We start from the raw sequence: 20,466 nt of genomic DNA, 5'->3' as shown, positions 1-20,466 counted from the left end.
GATTCATTTTATAAACCTTAAAGTTATCTTAACACGGAAAGGGGACAATCGACCATTTTGCATGAACTCCACATAAGCACATACGGAATGGTTCTTATGTCCATAGGTTATGGTGAGGTGAATCGGATTGAAAAAAAATTATAAAAGCTCAACTATTGTCGGCAAATTAAAGGTTTATCGCTATCTTTCGGCCGATTCCCGGCTGAAAAAGCATCTTCCGCAAACGATGTCCTTTTCCAGAAAGAATTTACGCAAAATGGCCTCCCGGCATAGTGTGCTCTATATTAAACCGAATGTAGGTTCTTTAGGATTGGGGATTTTCAAAGTGACGTGCGCTGAGGATGGATATACGGTAAAAACGAACAAGCGCACCCGCCATTATGAAGATTTGAACGAGCTGTACGCCTTTATTAAAAGCAAAAAAGAGGAGAACAAAAAGCTGATTATCCAAAAAGGGATCAGGCTGGATAGGGTGCAGGATAAGCCCTATGACTTAAGGGCAATGGTGCAGCGCAAGCCGCGGGGAAAATGGACGGTGACCGGAGTTTTCGCAAAGGTGGGCAAGGCCGGTAAAATCGTAACCAATTTTCATCAGGGCGGCCGCCTCATGAAGATGTCCACCCTGTTCCGGAAGCAAGGAGTGTCAGAGGGAGAAGCGGAGTCCAGGCTGGAGCAGATAGAATGGCTGGCCTTGACCTCCGCTAAGGAATTAAGCGGGCGCAAAAAAGGAATGCATGAAATGGGTATTGATATTGCACTGGATGAATACACCAAGCAGCCGTACGTTCTGGAGGTCAATTCCAGACAGCCGCAGTTTTATCCTTTAAAGAAATTAAGCCGCAAGATGTATCAGCGTATGATGTCGTACGCCCGTGCGTACGGACGCAAGCACGGGTAAGAGACCAAGCGGGGCATATTGGTGACCCGGAAGAGCCAGGCCGAATGGCCTTGGTTAGGGGATGGCGCAGGGTTAGTGCTTCTGACTCAGCTGCAGCAGCAAATCGGGCAAATCCCGGCAGATGAGGTCGCTTTTGAGGTTTGCTTGCTGCAACAGCTCGCCGGCCTGTTCCGCCCGTGTAATTCCTGTCAATACCAAAGCGGTGCGGCAGCGTGCGGCCACCCCTCCGGCGATATCTGTCTCGATATTATCGCCTACCACCCAGATATCGTTGCGGGGCAGGCCGAGCTTCTCTACCGCCAGATTCAAGATAATCGGAGAGGGCTTGCCAATGACGACAGGCTCGGTTCCGCTGGCAGTCTTTAGAGAAGCTGCCACGGAACCAGCGCCTGGCAGCAAGCCGCCATCACCCGGAAGCAGCCGGTCGGGGTTCGTCAGCAAATATTCGGCTCCGCGGTGAATATAGCGGGTGGCCTTGGCCAATTTGTCGTAGGTGAAGCCCCGGTCAATCCCTTGCACCACAAAATCGGGAACTTCATCTTCCCGTACAGGGACAAGCCCGGCTTCCTCAAGCGCGTGCATGAGACCTTCCTCTCCAATGGCAAAGAAGCTTGCCCCGGGCTTGCGGCCGGCGGCATACCGGGCCGCTGCCTGGGAAGAGGTAAGAATGTTCTCTGCCGATGCGCTGGCGCCTGTTACCCGCCGGATATGCTCAGCCACTTGTCCCGGCTTCCGGGAGGAATTGTTCGTTACATACAGATAAGGGTGTCCCGCCTCGGTTATCTGTGAAATAAACTGTGCTGCTCCTTCTACAGGCATGTTGCCCCGGTACATAGTTCCATCCAAATCTATTATCCATCCAGGCATAGCAATCGTCTCCCTTCCCATGCATTGTATGCCATGCCCGGAGCGAATTCAATAGGTGCACCGGATCACTTGCAGCAAAGCAAGCTCAGGAAGGGCAGGACGCATGCAATTTCCCAACAAGCAGGACTTATTGCAGGCGGTTCCCAACAAGGAGCCCCCTGCATCATGGTGTACCCGGAGAGGGCTGCTGATGGCTGCCTGACTTTTGCATAATGCTGCTTAAAGCTTCAGGTTCCGTATAAGTGATGGCTTGATTGGTATGTACGTCCAGCGAGCCATCGTTGTATTGAACGCCTACCAAATGGGCTCCGTCCGGGGATACGAGACCTAGGGATCGTCCCGTCGTCGAGGTACCATTTAGGCCCTGATTGTCTCCAGGCGTAAACACCGCGAGCAGCTGATCTGGACCGAGTTCGTCCGCAGTGATCGAGTAGTTGGCCAAAAATTGCTCCATTCCGAGCTCATAGCAGCAGGGCTGCTTTTTTATCCAGATCACTTTAGTTTCCTGCGGACCGATGACCGTGTTTGTGCTGTACGAATCCTTCGTAATCGTCCAGCGGTTCGATTTTGATTTGTCAAAAGGCAGCTGAGGATCATAGTAATAGTAGATTTGATAGCCTTCCAGATCGATTGGCTCGCTGCCCGGATTGTACAGCTCCACATAATTATAGTTGCCCCGCTCGTGGGAGTTAGGCACGACTTCCGTGATGTGGAGGGCGGTTCGGATCGGCGGCTTCTCTACCGTATTCTCTGCCGTCTTGCTGGACTTTTTCAAAATGGCTTCAATCATGACAGGAAAATGATCGCTTGGATACTGACCGTCACGGTTGTAGGTAATAATTTCTGCGTGCAGCACATTTACTTGATCGCTATGCAGAATCCAGTCAATACGGCGATTAGCTCCTCCACCTGTAGGATCCCCGTAGTTATGATACGTTCTGAGCTCGGCGTTGACCGTTTTCTTGGCGCTGAGCATGCCGTCCTGCAAGCCGCCCTCACCAAAAATAGAATACGTCAGACTGGAAGGGCTGGCGTTGAAATCTCCTGTAATGACAACCGGAATGTCCGGGTCAAAGGACGAGAGACGCTGTAAAATAAGCTCGGCACTTGCCTGACGGGAGATTTCCGACTGGTGATCGAGGTGGGTGTTCAAGAAATAAAACGTTTTGTTCGTTTGTAAATCTTGAAAGCGCACCCAAGTAACCATACGCGGAATCCGGTTGCCCCAAGTCGTGGAGCTTATAATTTCCGGGGTATCGGAAAGCCAAAAGTGGGAATGCTCCAACGGCTTCAGCCGTTGCGGATTGTAAAAGACCGCCATATACTCGCCAAGCTGACCGCCTTCCCGGCCGACTCCGATCCATTCGTACTCCGGCAGCGCTTCATCCAGATCGGCAATTTGGCGATGCAGCCCTTCCTGCGTCCCGATCACATCCGGCTGCTGCTCCTGAATGATCTCTTGTACGATTTCCCGCCGGGTTTCCCAAGGATAGGGATCATTTGCAGCCGCATAGCGCAGGTTAAAGCTCATCATTCGCAGCGGCCCGGAAGAAGCCTCTGTCGATATAAACTGATAAGCTCCGAAAAAAACCTCCTGTCAAAATAACGCAAGCCAAGATCAACCTAATTGATTTTTTGCCCCGTGTCACCGAAATACTCATCCTCTCTATCTAATTATAAAAATGCCGGAATGTTCGAAGAAAGCAGCCGCTCAACGGTTTCTCCCGGCGTTACTATTCTAACGGATACTTGACATCAACACGTATAGACACTTTTTTTGGTATTTGCCGTTTTTTTAGCTGGGACCTTTTCTTAAGGCTGCTCTTGCCTGGACGGGACCCCTGGCAGGAAGGAGGTGACCGTCTCTCGCAGCAGCAGCGGCGATTGGCTTAAGCGCCGATGAGTGAGATAGCCGGTAAGAGGGTATTATGATTTAATAGCAAGACTTAGGCAGCTGCTCGGTCTGGAGCTGATATCTGCCCCAGCACCGGATGAGAGCCGGGCGCAAGTAATGATTCTAAAGATACAGTACGAGGAGGAGTCTGATGGAAAAGACCAAGGCAACAACTCAAGCCGTATCCGGATGGGTAGAGGCTCTTGAAGTCAACATGCTCGATTATATGGAGTACTATGCCAAGCACTTGTCATCTATGGAAGCTGTCGAAAAGGATGGTTTGCAGCTTATTAATGCCAAGGTGCCAACTGTGCTGTTCAATTATGTGTGCCGGAGCCGGTTAACCGGTAGCGACGAGCAGATTCAGCAGCAAATCCAAGAGGCCGTAGCTTATTTTGCCGAGCAGCGGCTGCCTTTCGGCTGGTGGATTACGCCATCGACCGTTCCTAAGGATCTGCCTCGTTATCTGAAGCAAAATGGACTGCGCCGCTCGCACCAGGTCTATGAGGGAATGGTGATGCCCCTGGAGCAGCTTCCACAGCAGGATAAGCCGCAAGATTTGGCCATTCGCATAGTCTCTAATGATGATGAGCTGCAGCATTTTGCTGATGTGGCCGCCGAAGCCTTCCGAGTGCCTAAGGACGTTATGCGCAAGTATTACGGTCAGGCGGGAGAGCTGTCTTTTTCCAAGCATCATCCTATCCGTTTATATATCGGTTATTGGGAGGGACATCCGGCAGTAACCTGTATTTTGTACCGCGAGAAAGAGATGGCCGGCATCTATTCGGTAGCTACGGTGCCGCATGCGAGACGAAGAGGCTTTGGAACCGCCCTGACTTTGGCCGCCCTGCGCGATGCACGTGAAGAAGGACTGCGCCTCGCGGGACTGCAGGCTACGGAAAAAGGAAAATCAGTATATGAGCAAATCGGTTTCGTCCGCTGCTGCACCTTTTTGGAATATGTCCAGTAGTCCCATGATCCTATGTGAGCTATCTGCAGCTTCAGCGCTCCGCTCATCCCAGTAGATAAAGATGATAAAAGACCTAAAGAAAATTAAAGGTAAAATGTTTTCAGAAGGAGTTGTTCGCCTTTAGACCTATGGGGTATAATGTGGACAGTCGGAAAACATGACCATAAACCTAATTCTTTAGAATTAGATCAATGGGGAACGGAGGATCGCTCAGGATGCGTGCGGAATACATCAATTCTTTTTTGGAATCGGCAACCCTGGTTCTGGAACAATTAATTCAAATTCGACCTCTGCCGGGTCAGCATGGACTGAAGGAGCTGGTGCTGGTCGATAATTACGTGTGGATTCAGATCGGCTTGAAGGGGCAAATGAACGGGGATGTGATGTTCGGCTTGCACGAACAGGTCGCTTTGAAGCTCGTTTCGGCGATGATGGGCGGGTTTACGATCACCGAGCTGGATGAAATGGGCCGCAGTGCCATCTCGGAGCTCGGCAACATGATTAGCGGCAATGCAAGCACTCTGCTGTACAGTCAGGGCCTTGCGGTGGATATTACACCTCCGCAAATTATCGGCTCAACTTCCTTCGCAGCATGGGCATCCAGACGTGCGCTAACTGTGCCACTGATCATGGAAGGAATCGGAGAAATGGACATCCAGGTCGTTGTGGCCTAAGCCGGCCGGCAGCTGTTTCTTCGCTTATAATCGCCACTCTCAGCACAATTTCATACAGTCCTTTGCGGACACCCATTCATCCCCCACACAGAGAGCGGATTTCATCCGTTTAAGGTGTGGGGGATTTTGGATTGCGCTCAATATTTGTTACACTATCGCTAACAGATGTGAAAGAGGGAGTGCTATGAAGCAGGATCAGATGTCCGGTCAAATAATTGTCATTACGGGAGCATCCAGCGGAATTGGAGCTTTATTGGCTAGAGAGACGGCTCGTCTGGGGGCGATTCCTGTGCTGGTCGCCCGCTCGAAAAACAAGCTGCTTAAGCTGTCACATGAACTAGCGGCAGATCACGATATTCATATTGCCGATATAGGCTCAACGGCTGATGTACAGCGGACGTTCCAACGTATATATGATAAACACGGCCGGGTGGATGTGCTGGTGAACAATGCAGGCTATGGCGTCTTTCAGAAGCTGGAGGATACATCTGTCGAAGTAATGGAGGATATGATGAACGTGAATTATTTAGGGGTGGTGCGCTGCACGAAAGCAGTGCTGCCTGCCATGCTGGAAGCCGGGCGTGGGCAGATCGTTAACATAGCTTCTTTGGCAGGAAAAGTGGCAACCGCCAAATCCAGCGGATATTCTGCGAGCAAGCATGCGGTGCTGGGATTTACGAACAGCCTGCGGCAGGAGTTAAGCGGTACGGGAATCGTTGTCTCTGCTGTTAATCCCGGCCCGATAGACACGCCTTTTTTTGCTCAGGCCGACCCCGGCGGCAGTTATGTTAAAAACATAGCGTGGCTCATGCTTCAGCCGGAAGAGGTAGTGCAGCGAATCATCAAGGTTATAGCGGATAAGCGCGCAGAAGCCAACCTGCCCTTTATAGGCGGACTCGGCGGCAAGGTGTATCAGCTGCTTCCCCGTTCGCTTGATCACTGGCTGCGGCGGTGGATGGACAGGAAATAAGCTGTTTGCTTGCATAGCAAGTTGCGATAATGACTTATACGTTGAGTCTAACAAGATCATTAGCAAAAGATTGAAGCAGAATAGGCTCAGGGCGGCTGGAGGACATTCGAGCATGACAAGAATAACGGGATACGGTATCGGAAACGGAAAAATAAACGTAATCAGAAACGGAAAAGGAAACGGAAACGAAAGGGAAAACGTAAACAAAAACAAAAACGAATACGAAAGCGAAAACGAAAACGAAAACGTAATCAGAAACGAAAGCAAAGCGCTGCAGCTTCCTGCCGCTGACGGGCATATAGTCAGGCAAACGCTGCGAAGCTCCCTTGTTTGCGGAATAGAGGCCTATGATGTCGCATACCGCAGCCAAGGGCTTGTTGTCCATGGCTGCCTGGTAGTTCCCAAGACGCTGCAGCCGGCTCCGGGGCTTCTCTACTGCCGCGGAGGCATTGGCAAGGTCGGACTGGTTGGGCCCGAGCGGCTCGGGCAATTCGCGAAGCTCGGATATGTGGTCTTCGCTCCCTATTATCGCGGAACTAACGGGGCAGAAGGTCGCGATGGCTTCGGCGGGGACGATATTTATGACGTGATAAACGCTCTGCGCCTGCTTCAATCTATTCCGCAAACGAATGATCAGCCAATAGCCCTTTTCGGGTTTTCCCGGGGGGCTATTATGGCCTTGGCAGCCGCCAGGCAGTACCCGCAGGCGGGGCCGGTCATCATATGGGGCGGAGTCAGTGACTTGCGTCTTACTTATGAGGAAAGAGTGGATTTGAGAAGGATGCTGCGCCGGGTTGTCGGCCATCCGCATAAAAACCGCCGAGCCTATGAGCAGCGTTCGCCGGCGTGCTGGGTAAAGGAAATTACCGCTCCCGTGCTGATCATTCATGGCACATGTGACCAGCAGGTAGGCGCTGAACACGCTTCACGCCTCGCTTATGCTTTAAGCAAAGCACTCCTTCCCTTTGAGCTGCACTGGTTTGCAGGAGAAGGGCACCGCTTTGCTCCGGAAGCTGATTTCTCGGCACTGCGGCTCGTTGATCAATGGATACAAAAATTTCAAATAGAGAAGAAATGGCAAGTATAGTATAATATTGGGAAACTTTTGAAATTATTTTGGAAACAAACCAGCAACAGGAACGGGTTTATTGGGGGAGAGTTATGTCGAAGCATTTGATCCTATTATATACAGATGATTTTTATTCCTTGTCAGAGCCGCTGCAAAAGGAAGTATATCGCGAATTTTACTCCCTGGTCTACCCCTTAGTATATGTCATCGTGAAAGATCACGGGGCTTGCGAGGACATCATACAGGATGCCTTTTTGCGGGCCGTAACTAAAATTCATCAAATCGAGCAGGTCGAGAAACTGGAAAGCTGGTTGAAAACGCTTGCCAAAAATGTAGCTTTAAGTTTTTTGAAAAAATGGAAAAGACAGCGTGATGAATTAGGCTCAGAAGATGTCTTTATCAATAGTACCGCATCGTGGGGAGGATACGGGCTTCCCACTGAACAGGAAGTCGAGGGAAAGCTGATGAAGGAGGCTATTACAAGCTACATGAATCAATTGAAACCGGAATACCGGAATATACTTGAAATGAGGTGGCTTCATAATTTTTCGTATAAAGAAATGGCTGAAATTCTGAACACATCCGAAGGGAGTGTCAGGCAAAAGCTGTTTCGCGCCAGGGAAGCGATTAAGCGGAGATTAATGGAAGAATGGGGGGTTAGGGATGAATAAGGAACAGTTCGATCAATGGTTTGATTCGGCTTTTGAGGAATCGGTCCGTGAATCCAGCCAACATCCAATTCCTGAGGCCGATGCATCCTGGCAGCGCATCAGCCAGAAGCTGAAATTGCAGCGCAAAAGAAGAATCCGCCGCCGCAGATGGCAAATGGCAATCGCGATTGCAGCCTCTCTATGCGTAGGAGCCTTCATATTTGGAAGCCCTCAGCTTACCAAAGCTATTGAGCCAATCAAAGCGATGATCACGCAGCTGTCCGATGAGATGGTAGGGATTTTCTATGGCGAACGCGAAGAAAAGGAAGAAGCACCTGACGCTCCTCCGCCTAATGCGGAATCGCAGGATACCAGTTGGGGAGCTTCACAGCCGTTTGCTCCTTATGTTCCAGCTCCGGATCCGGGGACCGTTCAAACCAAGGCAGCAACGCTGGAGGAGGCTATTCAGCAATCCAGATTCTCCGTATATACTCCGCAATATGTGAAGAAAGGTTACGACCTGACCGGGGTAGATCTTACGGTGAATCAAGAAGGCGAAGTTGTGCTGGTTAATTTCACTTATGAGAGAGAAGACCGGGGAGATGTCTATTTAATTAATCAATCGCAGCTTCAACCGGATTCCTTAATGAACTTTTATAAGAACGGGGAAGAGGTTGTTTCTGATATTGCAATAGGGCAGACCCAGGGAAAGCTGTTTGAAGGCAAGCGCTCCATGCTGGTGCTGTTTCACCAAGAGACGTTGATCATGATTAGAGGCGCATTGACATCCGAGGAGATACAGCAGATTGCCGAGAGTATGATTAGCCCGCTTGAGGCCCAGTAGTATTTGTCTTCTGCGAGCAGTGGAATTCCACACAGGTAACGGGCGCTGTATCGGATTATGCCATTTCAACACCTTAGAGAATAATAGCCGTATAGGACAGGGATGTTCCTGTGAAGGCTGATTTTCCAAGGGTGTTTTTTTGTTTTTTCGTACGGTTTGGCTACAATAGAACGAGTCTCCTTGTGATATGATAAAATAGGGGCAAGTACCCGTTGGAAAAATATTGTGAAATGAGGAATTCCATGCAGGCGAGCTTTGAAAGTTTACCGTTGAGTAAACATTGGATAAAGAAACTGGCTGATATGAACATAACGAATCCTACCCCTGTCCAGCAGCAGGCTATTCCCCATCTGTTGGAGGGCAAGGATCTTATCATTGAATCCCAAACCGGAAGCGGCAAAACATTAGCTTATTTACTGCCCCTTCTGGAGAAGATCGATCCCGCCTCGAACCGGGTGGAAGCTGTTATTTTGACGCCAACCCACGAACTGGCTATGCAGGTAGTTAAAGTAACGGAGTCCTTGATCGATCCTTCTTCCCTGAAGGTGCAGGCGCTTATCGGAGGGGCTTCGGTTAAGCGCCAGGTGGAACGATTGAAGCTGCGGCCACAGCTGATTGTGGGGACCCCTGGCCGAATACTGGAGCTGATCAAGCTCAAGAAGCTGTCGATGCATTATGTGCGTACGATTGTTGTGGACGAAGCGGACGAGGTGCTAAGACTGGGTGCGAAAAAAGAAGCGGAAGCGATTATTCGCTCAGCTCTCCGCGATCGCCAGCTGGCGTTTTTTTCCGCGACGGTGTCCTCAGAGTTAAGAAGCTGGGCTTCTCAATGGGTTCAGGCTGTTGAGGAAAAGGTTAAGGTGGCCGGCGATGCTTTCACTCCTTCAGGCATCCAGCACTATTATGTGATGTGCGACGAGCGGGACAAGATAGAGACTGCACGCAAGCTGTATCACGCGCTTCAGCCGGATTCGGCGATTATTTTTATTAACGATTCAGAGCTAATCGCGGAAGTTCAAGAAAAGCTTCGCTATTCCCGGTTGAACGTAGAAGCTTTGTACGGTGATGCGGATAAGCAGGAGCGTGCGCGGGTCATTCAAGGATTCCGCGACAAACGCTTCCCGCTGCTGTTGGCTACCGATGTAGCGGCGCGGGGCCTGGATTTTCCAGATGTAACTGTAGTGCTTAATTTGGAGTTGCCAGTCAGCGGCGACCATTATTTGCACCGCGCTGGCCGAACTGGACGGATGGGACGCAAAGGTGTTGTCGTTTCGGTAGCTGCCCGCAACGAATTGTTCATTATTGAGAAATTCGCCAAGCGTCTCGGCATCCGCATAGTGGAGAAAGAATTGTACGAGGGACATTTGATTAATGCGGGAAATCGGCCTTCGCCCAAGCCGCCGGTGAACCGCAAATCGCCCAAAGCCAAAACACAAAGCTACAGTACCTCGAAGACGAGCCCACGAGGTTCTATGAGAAAGGGGCCTAAATAATAAGGCGGCTTCTAATTCTTATCCGCCCAAGCATATCCAATCACTGATTGAGCAGGACAAGGGGAGAAACATCGGATGAAATGGATAAAACGGCTGGTCATCATCATGGCAAGTCTGGTTCTGGCAGCCGTGATAGGAACGTCAGCATTGCTGTGGTATTCTCAGCCAGACGAAAAGCTTGATTTGCACTACGAGGAGCTGTCGATCTATCGCAAAGCGGAAGAGATGATTCGTAATAGAGAGCCAGCACTGACTTTAACGGAGCAAGAGGTCAATCACTTGCTGAAGCAGGCTGTGGTGCGTTATGTTGAGCTGCCGCCAGAAGTGGAGATTACAGGCGCCCGGTTCCGCCTGGGGGATAGCCGGTTGATGGCAGACCTCCAACTACGGTATCGCGAACTGGTGTCTGCAGGAGCCACACTCGATTTTGTAGTGGCATGGGAGGCGCCCGACCTGGTTATTTCGCTTGACCGCCTCGCTGTTAAACGCCTAACGATCCCGGCCTTGATAGAGCCGCAAAGCTTCCGCTTTTCCTTGGAGGACCAGCTTCCGGCAGTCATTGATGTTACGGATGTCAGCATTCAGCCTTCAGGGCTGCGCATGGAGTTTGCGGTCGATCCCGCTCAGCTGAATCAGCTGCTGGAGGAGCTGCAACAGCAGTTTCAGGGATGGTGATGCTGCGCATCTGAAGTGCTGTTGAACGGGCAATGCAGTTGGACGGGCAGTCTGTTGAACAGGCAATGCAGTAAACGGCTAGGCGCTTGAATACCGGGCCACCGTGCAGATCGGAAGCCCGTTGGCCGGCAGCCCATTCCGCCCTAGTTCTTTTGCTTCGGGTTCACATAATGAGCCCTCCCTTTTTTTAAGAGCATCAGGAAGAAAGGGAGAGAACCCAGCATCAGCAAACTGCTGATAATGATATCACGGCTGCTGATTACTTCTTCTGCAAGCAGCCGGTAATACGCGTACAGAGAATAAGGGAGTACCAGCAGTGGGGTCGTGATCACTCCGGGCGTATAGCTCCGCAGCCAGGCGGCCTGACCAAGATGGGTAAACCCGTGGATGAAAAACAGAAAAAGAAATGCCAGAAAGAGATAGTAAAAAGAGAAAAACACGGCTAGAATAGTCGATAGAACAATGGCCGTATAAATCCAGAACACATCTTTGGAGAAATGCAGGGTGTTCATTTTGAAAGAGTCAGACAACAAGTTTTGCACAAATACTGGTACACGGGACAGCACCTTTTCCTGGTTCGTCTTCACCCAATTCTCAACGGTAAGAATCTCCTCAAAATCATGAAACATAAACACGATAGGAAAAAGCCATAACAACGACAGCAGCTCGACATGGCTATTAAGCGTCGTGATCATGTTCAGCAGCATACTGCCGTCCTCCTTTAGCCAGAAGTCCGTGGCATAGCAGCTTGGCAAGCTCCCTGCCTAGTTCCTCAGCCGACCGCTCGCCAGTAATGCCAAAACGGTATACCAGCTGTTCTATTGCAGCGACTGCCGCCTCCGCCATTAGCTCGGGGTCCAGATCGGGTCTAATCAGGCCGGCAGCCTGATTGATTCGCATGTTGCCGACAATTTGCGAGACAATGCTGCCGCGCAGACGTTCGCTTTGCTCCGTTTCCTGCAATACAATCTTCGTCAGGTGGGCATTCTCGCCGAATAGCTTGAACAGTCCGGTATAGGAATGGGCTAAAAACTCCTCAATCTCCCCGGCAGACACTTCTCTAACTTTAATGCCTGTATTCGTATAGAGCTCAAGCCTCTTTTCAAAATGCTGCAGCATCTCCGCAAGAAGGTCTTCTTTGCTTTTAAAATAAAGGTAAAATGCGGCCTGTGTCATTCCAGCATAGGACACGATTTGGCTTACAGTTGTCCCGTGGTAACCTTTCTCGGCAAACAGCTCTTCAGCGGAAGCCAGCAGCTTATCCCGGCTTCTTTCTCCTTTGGTTTTAGGCATGTTATTCATCCCTTCATAACTAACACTTCGTCATTAACGCTTGGTGGCTAACACTTTGTAATTAACGTTTAGTGGCTAACGCTTGGTGGCTACACTTCGTCATTAATGCTTCATAACTAACTAATTAGTTAGTTATATTTTAGCTCTTCCATGTGTCAACTGCAACACGTTTCCCATTTCGGTAAAAAAATCGTTCATAAAAGAAAGCTGCGCGTACCCAGCGCGATGATACTCGAGAAGCTGCGCGGCTCCAGCACGATGACTCGCTCGAGAAGGCGCACGGAGCCTAATGCAATGTATCGCGTGATGTCGGGCGTTAACGTTCGATATCACTATCATTTATAATTACATTGATGGCGTCCTCGAATGTTATAATCTGTATGCTGATGAAATAATAAATTCAAATATTGCTCTGCAGCATTAGCCTTTGGCGCACAGTATCTCCTTTAATGCTTTGTTAGCTTAATGCCGAAAAAAGCGCAAGTTCCCGGTCGTTCTCCGGAACTTGCGCTTTTTTGAAACTCGCCGTTTATTCCTGTGCGTTACATAGACGCGTAGAGAGGAAATCCAATTATCCTTTAGCTGAATGCGGAGACTGGCGAGGAATGGGTTGCAAAACAGCTGCAAGACAGTGTGCGACAGCAGAGAGACGGCAGCGAGATAGCAGTGAGACAGCAGCAATCAACTGCAAGACAGCTGCAAGACAGTTGTACGACACTATTGCAGTACGACGATGTCGCCTTCCTCTAGACCACTCACAATTTCAGTATGTTCAGAGGTTTCCATGCCAAGCTGCACCGCTCTGCGTTCGATCTGCTCCCCTTGCTTTACTAGAACGTAAGCCTCTCCTTGCTCCCTATAAATGGCCAGGGAAGGAAGGGCGAGTGCCTGATCCTTAACCTCCGTCACAATTTCTCCGGTGAGGCTTAGTCCGGCGATCAGCTGTTCATGGGGCTCCAGGGCAATGATGATTTCAAACTGGGAGCTGACTGAGCTGCCCGAACCCTGCTTGGCAAATTTGGAGACGGAGGTTACGGTTCCTTTAATTTTTGTATTTCGCAGGGCATTTATTTTAACCTCCACATCCATGCCTGGCTGTACTTGAAAAACATCGTGTTCGCCAACCGTACTGATCATTTCCAGCTGTGAGATGTCAACGATTTTGCCTACCGGTTCATTCTCGCTGATCACTTGCGGGGGCGAGGTGCCGGTGAACAGGAAAATCCCTTTCTCCGGCGCCGTTACTACCGCTTGAGCGAGCTTATTTTCGCTTTCCTGGATTTGGGCTTGATCGAGCTTGGCCTGCAGCTTATCGAGCTCCGCCTGCAGCTGGTCTTGGAGCTTGCGGGTCTCTCTATCCAAATATTGCTGCCTGGACTCTTCTTCTGTGAGACCCAGGGCAATATCCTCCTCAGGAGTAATCTGCCGGGGCGCCTCCCGCAGTTCTTTTTCCAATTCCCCCCGGCGTAAATTAAGCTGATGAAGCTCCAACTGCTTATGCACATCCGTGACATCCAGCTCGAAAAGCACAGTGCCTGCTTCTACCTCTTGGCCATCCGTTACCTTCCATTCCTTTACCTTGGAGGAAAAGGGGGAGTAGATTTCCGTTTCTTTAACATACGAGGATTTCCCGCGAATTTCTACAGAGCGGGATAAGTTTTCCCGTGTTACCGGAATTTCGAGATAGGACGGCTCCATGGAACCGGCGGGTGCCAGCTTCGGTGAGCTGCTTTGTTTATAGAGAAACACGGAAATACCTATAATCAGAACGGCGGCGATTAGGCTGATCCACCGGCTTCTTTTTTTCATATGGCCTGCCTGCTCCTTTCATTTAACACAGCTATGCTTGAAACGTAGTTGGTACAGCTATTACCTTCCGCTGCGTCTTGCTATTCTCTTTTAATAGCTGTCAGCGCATCGGTTTTTGCCGCTTTGAGGGCGGGATAAATTCCTGAAAAAATACCGGTTAAGGCCGCGAACATTAAACCGATCGGTATAATCCAGAGGCTGATGAACAAAACTTCGGGGTTTGACCCGCCTGGAGGAGAGTCGCTTAGCTGAACGATCAAAATATTAATGCCCCATATTACCCAATAGGAGAGCAGGACACCGACCAGTCCGCCTAACAAACCAAGCAAGGTAGACTCAACAATAAACATATTGCGGATCTGCCTTAGATTGGCGCCGAGCACTTTCATGATCCCGATCTGGCGCCGCCTCTGGTAAGTTGACATGGTCATCGCAACAACAATGGAGAGAGAAGCGATGAGGAGTACAAACAGGCCGGCTCCGCCCAGCAAAATCCGAACAATCGCGAACTCGCCTTCCATCTGTTTGATCTGATCCAGATTGCTGTAAGCGGTCAGTCTCAATTGGCCAATCCATTGTTCCAGCTGAGGAATATATTCCGCGTCTTCGGCCTTCACCTTTATTTCGTTAATTTCGTAAGAAGGCTGGCCTCCGCTGTTCTCATCTGTTGTGAGGTTAGCCAGCTCCTCCGAAATCCTCAAGCCTAACTCAGGAGATATGTATCCTTGCTTGCTGTTATATACCATATAAGGCATAGCGCCTTCCGGTTCTTTTAAAACTCCAATGACACGAACAGGAATTTCCAGCGGATCGGCATTATCCCGTCCGGGGATATCTATTTGCAGCAAGATTTGCTTCTGATATACGGGATAGGCAATGCTATTGGAGTACAAATCCGGCATCATGACGTTGGAGGAACTGCTTTGCTGCAGGCTTTCTTCATCCACAAGACCGTATGCCGCTCCATAATTAAGAATAATAGCATTGTCTATATCTGCGGCCTCGCCCTGCTGGAATTCCATGCCGAGAGCTTGCAATGTATCCAGCTCGGTGGCGATTAGTTCAAGCTGCCCGCGCTTCGTGCCATCAATCTGGAACCAATGGTAGCCGACATTCCTGTACGAGGCTGCAGCCAGAACATGGGGAAGTCCGCGAATTAAATCCAGCTTAGCTTCGGTAATCGCATAGACCGATACGTCCTCGGATTCATCTATCTGACGGGTAGGGCCCGGCCCCCGGTTCGTACCGCTGACTACGGTCATTTCATCTGCTTTCAAATAGTAGCTCATCTGCTGCTGGGTATAATGAGTAACCGATTCCCCGAAAGCGAGAGCTACTATAATAGAGGCCGAACCAATGGCAATGCCCATAGCGCACATAGCCGTTACGACTTTGCGCCGTTTTAGCTGGTCCCAGGCCATCCGCCAATAATCGCCTAGCTTCATCCGGCAGCACCTACCTTGTCTTGAGAGGCGTCTTCGACCAGACATCCGTCTCGCAGCTGAATAATCCGGTCAGTACGGGCGGCTACTTCATGCTCGTGAGTTACAATGACAAAGGTGATAGCCAGCGAGCGATTTAAATCGAGCAGCAGCTTCAAAATTTCCTCCTCTGTGCTTGTATCGAGATTACCGGTCGGTTCATCGGCAAACACAATATGAGGATGGGTAACGAGCGAGCGGGAGATGGCTACACGCTGCTGCTGGCCGCCTGATAACTGCGAGGGGAAGAGAGCAGTTTTATCTCCCAAGCCAACTTGCTCCAAAAGTGTGCGTGCGCGCTCTCTTCTTTCCCTGCGCGAGATTCCTTGGAAAACTAAGGGCAGTTCTACGTTTTCCATGATTGTGAGGTGGGGGATCAGCTCATAGGACTGGAAGATGAACCCAATATGGGTCCGCCGAAATTCCGCCAGCTGGTTTTCATTCATCTCACTGACCGCCTGTCCATGAATCCATACCGATCCTTCTGTTGGCTTCATCAATCCGGCCATCAAATTCAGCATTGTCGATTTCCCGGAGCCGGAGCTTCCGAGCAAAGCGACAATTTCCCCTTTCTTCACCTCAAAAGAAATGTCCTTCAGCACGGGAGTAAGCTCTTCCCCGTTCTTGAATACATGGGATAATTGTTTGACTTGAAGCACTGGCGTCCTCCAATCTCTAGTTTTTTGGCAGGCCTTGTCCAAAAGGCCATAACAGTTCAATCATACCTTGTAAAGCTTAAAGAAACTGGAAATATTTTTAAATATTTTCTTAAGAAATAACATGTGAAACGACGAGAAAGCCAAGAAAGCCCAGACGGCGGTATCCACGCCCGCTGCCTGGGCTTTGCTAGTTATCTTTGCCGAATGTACAACGGGTAAATAATTTCCCCGGCATTCAGCTTCCGGATTTCTTCCTCGGTCCATCCAGCAATGCGGTTCTCAGCCTGCACTCCGGTCAGTTTGAGGTTATACTCGCTTTCCAGATAAGCATGGAGAGCGGGCCAGTCGTCTTCCACGAGCTCTCTCAGCTTCTTCTCACCATCGATCTGCGCGAGTATGATGCCAATTGTTTCGGCGGCGAGAGCCGTATTGGGCTGAATTCTTGCGCTGCCGTATGCGAGAGCCGAGCTGCCGACATTTTTGCCGGCCATAATGACATTCTCGTAGCCTTTGAGAAGGAAGCTGCGCAGCGGCATGCCATATTTATCCGGCCTGCCCATTTCGGTTCCCCATTTCTGATGGTAGACGCCTTGCAAATCGAGAGGATAACCGCCAATACTGACGTTGTCGTAATACATGCGGCCGCTCATCAGGTCGGATACCTGCAATACGTAATCCGTTTCATAATGATCGAACTCCCGGATGTACAAATAGCTCGGGAACCCGTTCAGCTCCGCATTTTCCCAGCCGACGATATTCTCGCGAAAGTGCTCCAGAATTAGCGGAATCTCCGCTTTACCAAGCTCCATCGCTTCAGCGATCGACTCGTCGTCCGAAGGGTCTACCGTATAGATCAGAAAAGCATTAATGATAACTTCGCCGTCACGCTGATTGACCGCGTTCAAGCCACGCAGGAAAACCCTGTCGTTCGTTGCCGTATAGCGGTTAGTCATCCCTTGCAGCCCAATGGCATAGCTTTCGTTGACAGAGCCGTAGCCGTATCTCTGGTTGCGTTCTTCTCGGGACAAACTGTTAAAATGCTCATTAAACCGCTGCCAATCGACATTCTTGAACTTCATCATCATGCCGGAGCTCATGTATTCGATGTCATACGGGCTTCCGAAAAAACCTTCCAGCCCGGGCATCCGTTCAACATTCAGGTGCTGGGTCAATCCGCCAAAATCGGAATTCTCCACCCAGTAGGAGGCGGTCACCCGCTGTTTGCTGCCATCCGCCGTTTCATATACGATGGCGGCGAGCGCTTCCGTTCCGTCTAGGCCGGGAGCGGTTTCCACGGATTCAATGCGGACACCGGAATGAATCGGTATGTCTTGGGCCAGTCGCTGCTCATAGTATTCCGTAAATTCGGACAGCTTGCGAATACGGCCCGCCCGGAAGCCGTCAAACAATTCTTTGGCCCGGCCTTGAACGAGCAGGCGGCCGCTGCCGTCGCGTGTTTCATCGAGGAAGAGCATCTCGCCTTGCAGCAGCTGTCCTCCAACTCCATCGCGAGGGTCCAGCACGATCACGTCAAGCCCTTCGTCCTTGGCTGCCCTGGCCAAATACATTCCTTCCATCTCGCTGCCGATTAACACAATATCGTAGCTAGCTTCCTCAATCGGCTCAGGTGTAGGGGAAGGGCTTGTCTCTTCTGGAGGGGAAGGAGAGGCGGTTTCCTGAGCCGCAGGGGGTGTCAATGAAGGAGATTCGGATGATAGCTGTTGAATCGCAAAGATGCCGATGGCTGCAGCAACGATGGCAAGCGCAGCCCATATAAACGTTTTTCGTTTCATAATACTTATCGATTCCTTTCACGCTATATTCGCTTAACTAACGTCTGCCTGTCGTTTTCTTATGATTCGAAAGAGCAAGCTCCTCCTGGATAAAGCTTAGCGGTTGCGCCGACCTCAAAAAAACAAAAGCGCTATTGGTAAATCCAGCCTTCTCTAGTCTACCATGTTGTCCGTAGTCTCTCAAACGGATTGTAGAACCGTTCAGAAGAAAAAAACTCCTCGCAGGAAAACGGCAGCCGGAGAGGCTCCCCATATCCTTTAAGGAGTTTTGCAATGCGCCGGGCTCTAGCAGCAAGCTAGGAGACAGACACTTTCTCTACGTCCTTGACCCCTTGGTAGATAAGCTGGAACAAGTCTTCGATCTGTTCCTCCTCGGTACAGGAGAAGGCGATTCTTAAGTCTGTATCGCCAAGGGCGATCGTTCCTATTCCATATTCGTTCAGCAAATGCTTGCGAAGCTCTTCCGCTCCGACGGTTTTTAATTTGAGGCACATAAAGTAACCGGAATTGAACGGATAGTAGTCCCAGGCGTCATCGTAAGCGCCGCTGTCGAGAAGCTTTTTAACCTTATTGGCGCGTCCTTTCATAATTTCATATTTCTCCTGTTTTTGAGCAGCAAATTCAGGAGCCTGCAGCGCGTGCAGAACAAAGGTCTGCGAAGGATGAGGACCGCTGGAAATGGTCGCCCGGATGATGCCGAGTGTTTTTTGCTCCAGTGCATCAAGCAGGGCGCTGCTCGTATGGCCGTAGGTGATAAAGCCTACACGAAACCCCCATACATACTCTTCTTTAGTCGCGCCGTCAATTTTAATAGGCAGTACATTAGGATGCAGATGACACAGCTGGCCAAACATAGACTCCGTAATGGAATCGTCAAAGAACAAGCCGTAGTAAGCATCATCGGTGACGGCAACAACCTTGATTCCCGCTTCCGCGCCAGCTTTGACGGCTTCAGCGATGCGGGCTACCTCTGCACGGCCGGGTGTATAACCAGTAGGATTGTTAGGGAAGTTGAGGACAACGATAGCCTTTCCCCGGTCTTTTTGGGCAAGAATCGCTTCTTTGAGCCCGGCATCGTTGAATTCATTGTTGTCATTATAAAGCGGATACTGAACGATAGTTGCACCGCGGCGAATCCCGAAGGTGAGCTCGTAATTCTCCCAGTTCTTATCCGGAATAATGACAGCGTCCTCCGAGTCTGCGAACAAATCGGCGACAATGCTAAGCCCATGGGTCAGGGCGTTCGTCACGATCGGATTGCTGAAGCTTTTGCCTTGCAAATTCGGATTTTCTTCTATCATTTTATTTCTCCACGCACTGCGCAGCTCAGGCTTGCCCGCAGGCGGGGCATATTCATAAAGATCCTTGGGGGAGTATGCGGACAGTGTGTCCTGAATGACTTTTAAATGCATCGGCTGCCCATTCTCCAGAGCTGTGCCGATAGTTGCGTTATATTTATTGGCCTTGGCCTTCGCTTCGGCCGATTGGCTTAATATTCCGATTTTTGGAAAATATATCTTTCTTCCAAGGTCGGAAAGCATCTCGTACACAGATTTCTCTTCTTGTTGAATGGTTTCGTTTAATTGCAATGCCAGTTCATTCATTAGGTCCACCCTTCCATGGTCAGTCATGCTTTTTAGCCCATATTATAACATTTAACGGACAGAGAGTCATCCGAAAATCCAGATTTTGCAAGAGCGGCCGCTCGCAGCGATGTCTCTTCAAATTACTATGAAAAGCTGAAATTATCTATCCGAATCCGGGGAGGAGGGCTCTGTTTTTCGATGTGCCGGGCAGTAAAGCTCCATTAATCTAACGGTCTCTTCATCCCATTCGGAGCTGCGGTTCAATAATCCGTTAATAATTGGCTGCCTTTCGCTGTCTTTGAGGTTTAGCCCGAATTTGAATTTGGCCGTTAAAGAATCGATTGTAATCCCCACGACGGCGACTCCCTTCAACCTAGAAGTATAGAGCTCATCCTGCTCATCAATCGGTTTATATCCGCCTTCGGGCTGCAGCTTCTTCATCAGGGCCTCCAGCGCTTCGGCTTTTTCCTTAAGATCTGTGACTGCATCGGCATAGCCGTAGATCAGGAGCGACTTGAAGTAGGCTGTGGCCGGACAGGCTATGATGGGGTCGGTGAAATAAGAAGGGATAATCGCATATTCCTTCGATATACAAAAGGTGACCTTTCGGCTTGCCGCCAGATCCCGCATTTTTTGACCGTTTCGGCTGCCATGGAAATACAGCTTGCCGTTAGTATAAACATAATTTAACGGGGTAAGGCGGGGCCAGCCTTCCTCGGCATCAGCCGTTCCTAGCACGCCATAGCTCATTTCATGCAAAAAAGCCTCTATTTCCACTGAATTTTCAACCTGGAATTCCTTTCTTCTTATCTTCGTCAAGATCATCCACTCCTCCCTCAAT

Annotated in this window: 19 protein-coding genes; 9 read left to right on the top strand and 10 right to left on the bottom strand. The window is 50.1% G+C overall.

Translation table 11 applies throughout. The features are described 5' to 3' along the window. The first annotated feature begins 127 nt into the window (after positions 1–127). Positions 128–898: a YheC/YheD family protein gene (locus PSHG_RS06700; RefSeq protein ID WP_010271147.1), complete on the top strand. Its 771-nt coding sequence runs from the start codon at positions 128–130 to the stop codon at positions 896–898. 72 nt (positions 899–970) lie between these two features. Here the strand turns inward: PSHG_RS06700 and PSHG_RS06695 are convergent, their stop codons facing one another. Continuing rightward, the gene (locus PSHG_RS06695; RefSeq protein WP_010271145.1) at positions 971–1,765 is read right to left on the bottom strand and encodes an HAD-IIA family hydrolase; all 795 of its coding nucleotides are present in this window, start codon (positions 1,763–1,765) and stop codon (positions 971–973) included. A 163-nt stretch (positions 1,766–1,928) separates the two neighbouring features. After that, entirely contained in the window at positions 1,929–3,299 is a 1,371-nt protein-coding gene (locus tag PSHG_RS06690) for an endonuclease/exonuclease/phosphatase family protein (RefSeq protein WP_010271143.1), read from the bottom strand. 511 nt (positions 3,300–3,810) lie between these two features. On the opposite strand from PSHG_RS06690, the gene PSHG_RS29195 reads away from it, so the two are divergent. The 8 genes from PSHG_RS29195 (at position 3,811) to PSHG_RS29190 (ending at position 11,004) form a co-directional block, all read left to right on the top strand. Continuing rightward, positions 3,811–4,629 (top strand): GNAT family N-acetyltransferase, encoded by an 819-nt coding sequence (locus tag PSHG_RS29195; RefSeq protein ID WP_010271141.1) that lies wholly within the window; start codon positions 3,811–3,813, stop codon positions 4,627–4,629. 215 nt (positions 4,630–4,844) lie between these two features. Then, on the top strand, positions 4,845–5,303 hold the full coding sequence (locus PSHG_RS06680; protein WP_010271139.1) for a chemotaxis protein CheX: 459 nt from the start codon (positions 4,845–4,847) through the stop codon (positions 5,301–5,303). Between the two features lie 184 nt (positions 5,304–5,487). Continuing rightward, on the top strand, positions 5,488–6,273 hold the full coding sequence (locus PSHG_RS06675) for an SDR family NAD(P)-dependent oxidoreductase (protein ID WP_010271137.1): 786 nt from the start codon (positions 5,488–5,490) through the stop codon (positions 6,271–6,273). A gap of 112 nt (positions 6,274–6,385) precedes the next feature. Next, positions 6,386–7,360 (top strand): alpha/beta hydrolase family protein, encoded by a 975-nt coding sequence (locus tag PSHG_RS06670; RefSeq protein ID WP_010271136.1) that lies wholly within the window; start codon positions 6,386–6,388, stop codon positions 7,358–7,360. 74 nt (positions 7,361–7,434) lie between these two features. Then, positions 7,435–8,013 carry an RNA polymerase sigma factor gene (locus PSHG_RS06665; protein ID WP_010271133.1) on the top strand — a complete coding sequence of 193 codons (579 nt, stop codon included), beginning with the start codon at positions 7,435–7,437 and terminating at the stop codon, positions 8,011–8,013. Further along, complete coding sequence (locus PSHG_RS06660) at positions 8,006–8,836, top strand: DUF4367 domain-containing protein (protein ID WP_010271129.1); 831 nt, start codon at positions 8,006–8,008, stop codon at positions 8,834–8,836. Before PSHG_RS06665 ends, PSHG_RS06660 begins: the two co-directional genes overlap by 8 nt. A 302-nt stretch (positions 8,837–9,138) precedes the next feature. Further along, positions 9,139–10,329: a DEAD/DEAH box helicase gene (locus PSHG_RS06655; protein ID WP_162137280.1), complete on the top strand. Its 1,191-nt coding sequence runs from the start codon at positions 9,139–9,141 to the stop codon at positions 10,327–10,329. 75 nt (positions 10,330–10,404) lie between these two features. Next, on the top strand, positions 10,405–11,004 hold the full coding sequence (locus PSHG_RS29190; RefSeq protein WP_010271123.1) for a hypothetical protein: 600 nt from the start codon (positions 10,405–10,407) through the stop codon (positions 11,002–11,004). A gap of 143 nt (positions 11,005–11,147) precedes the next feature. Here PSHG_RS29190 and PSHG_RS06645 read toward each other — a convergent pair whose 3' ends face one another. The 8 genes from PSHG_RS06645 to PSHG_RS06610 form a co-directional block, all read right to left on the bottom strand. Beyond that, entirely contained in the window at positions 11,148–11,711 is a 564-nt protein-coding gene (locus PSHG_RS06645; protein WP_010271121.1) for an HXXEE domain-containing protein, read from the bottom strand. After that, the gene (locus PSHG_RS06640) at positions 11,683–12,297 is read right to left on the bottom strand and encodes a TetR/AcrR family transcriptional regulator (protein ID WP_010271118.1); all 615 of its coding nucleotides are present in this window, start codon (positions 12,295–12,297) and stop codon (positions 11,683–11,685) included. The genes PSHG_RS06645 and PSHG_RS06640 overlap by 29 nt, the downstream gene beginning before the upstream one ends. A 717-nt stretch (positions 12,298–13,014) precedes the next feature. After that, the gene (locus PSHG_RS06635) at positions 13,015–14,106 is read right to left on the bottom strand and encodes an efflux RND transporter periplasmic adaptor subunit (RefSeq protein ID WP_010271116.1); all 1,092 of its coding nucleotides are present in this window, start codon (positions 14,104–14,106) and stop codon (positions 13,015–13,017) included. Positions 14,107–14,186: 80 nt separating this feature from the next. Next, positions 14,187–15,551, bottom strand: coding sequence for an ABC transporter permease (locus PSHG_RS06630; RefSeq protein ID WP_010271114.1), 1,365 nt, complete (start codon positions 15,549–15,551; stop codon positions 14,187–14,189). Continuing rightward, on the bottom strand, positions 15,548–16,246 hold the full coding sequence (locus PSHG_RS06625) for an ABC transporter ATP-binding protein (RefSeq protein ID WP_010271112.1): 699 nt from the start codon (positions 16,244–16,246) through the stop codon (positions 15,548–15,550). The genes PSHG_RS06630 and PSHG_RS06625 overlap by 4 nt, the downstream gene beginning before the upstream one ends. A 191-nt stretch (positions 16,247–16,437) precedes the next feature. After that, complete coding sequence (locus tag PSHG_RS06620) at positions 16,438–18,039, bottom strand: FAD-dependent oxidoreductase (protein ID WP_010271109.1); 1,602 nt, start codon at positions 18,037–18,039, stop codon at positions 16,438–16,440. 296 nt (positions 18,040–18,335) lie between these two features. Continuing rightward, positions 18,336–19,643 carry an aminotransferase class I/II-fold pyridoxal phosphate-dependent enzyme gene (locus PSHG_RS06615; RefSeq protein WP_010271106.1) on the bottom strand — a complete coding sequence of 436 codons (1,308 nt, stop codon included), beginning with the start codon at positions 19,641–19,643 and terminating at the stop codon, positions 18,336–18,338. 141 nt (positions 19,644–19,784) lie between these two features. Then, positions 19,785–20,466 (bottom strand): pyridoxamine 5'-phosphate oxidase family protein (locus PSHG_RS06610; protein WP_316244835.1); only part of this gene is annotated, 682 nt, incomplete at its 5' end.

Origin of the sequence: Paenibacillus senegalensis JC66 (genome assembly GCF_000285515.1) — a bacterium.
GTDB classification, from domain to species: domain Bacteria; phylum Bacillota; class Bacilli; order Paenibacillales; family NBRC-103111; genus Paenibacillus_L; species Paenibacillus_L senegalensis.
This window is presented reverse-complemented; position numbering and strand designations above follow the sequence as displayed.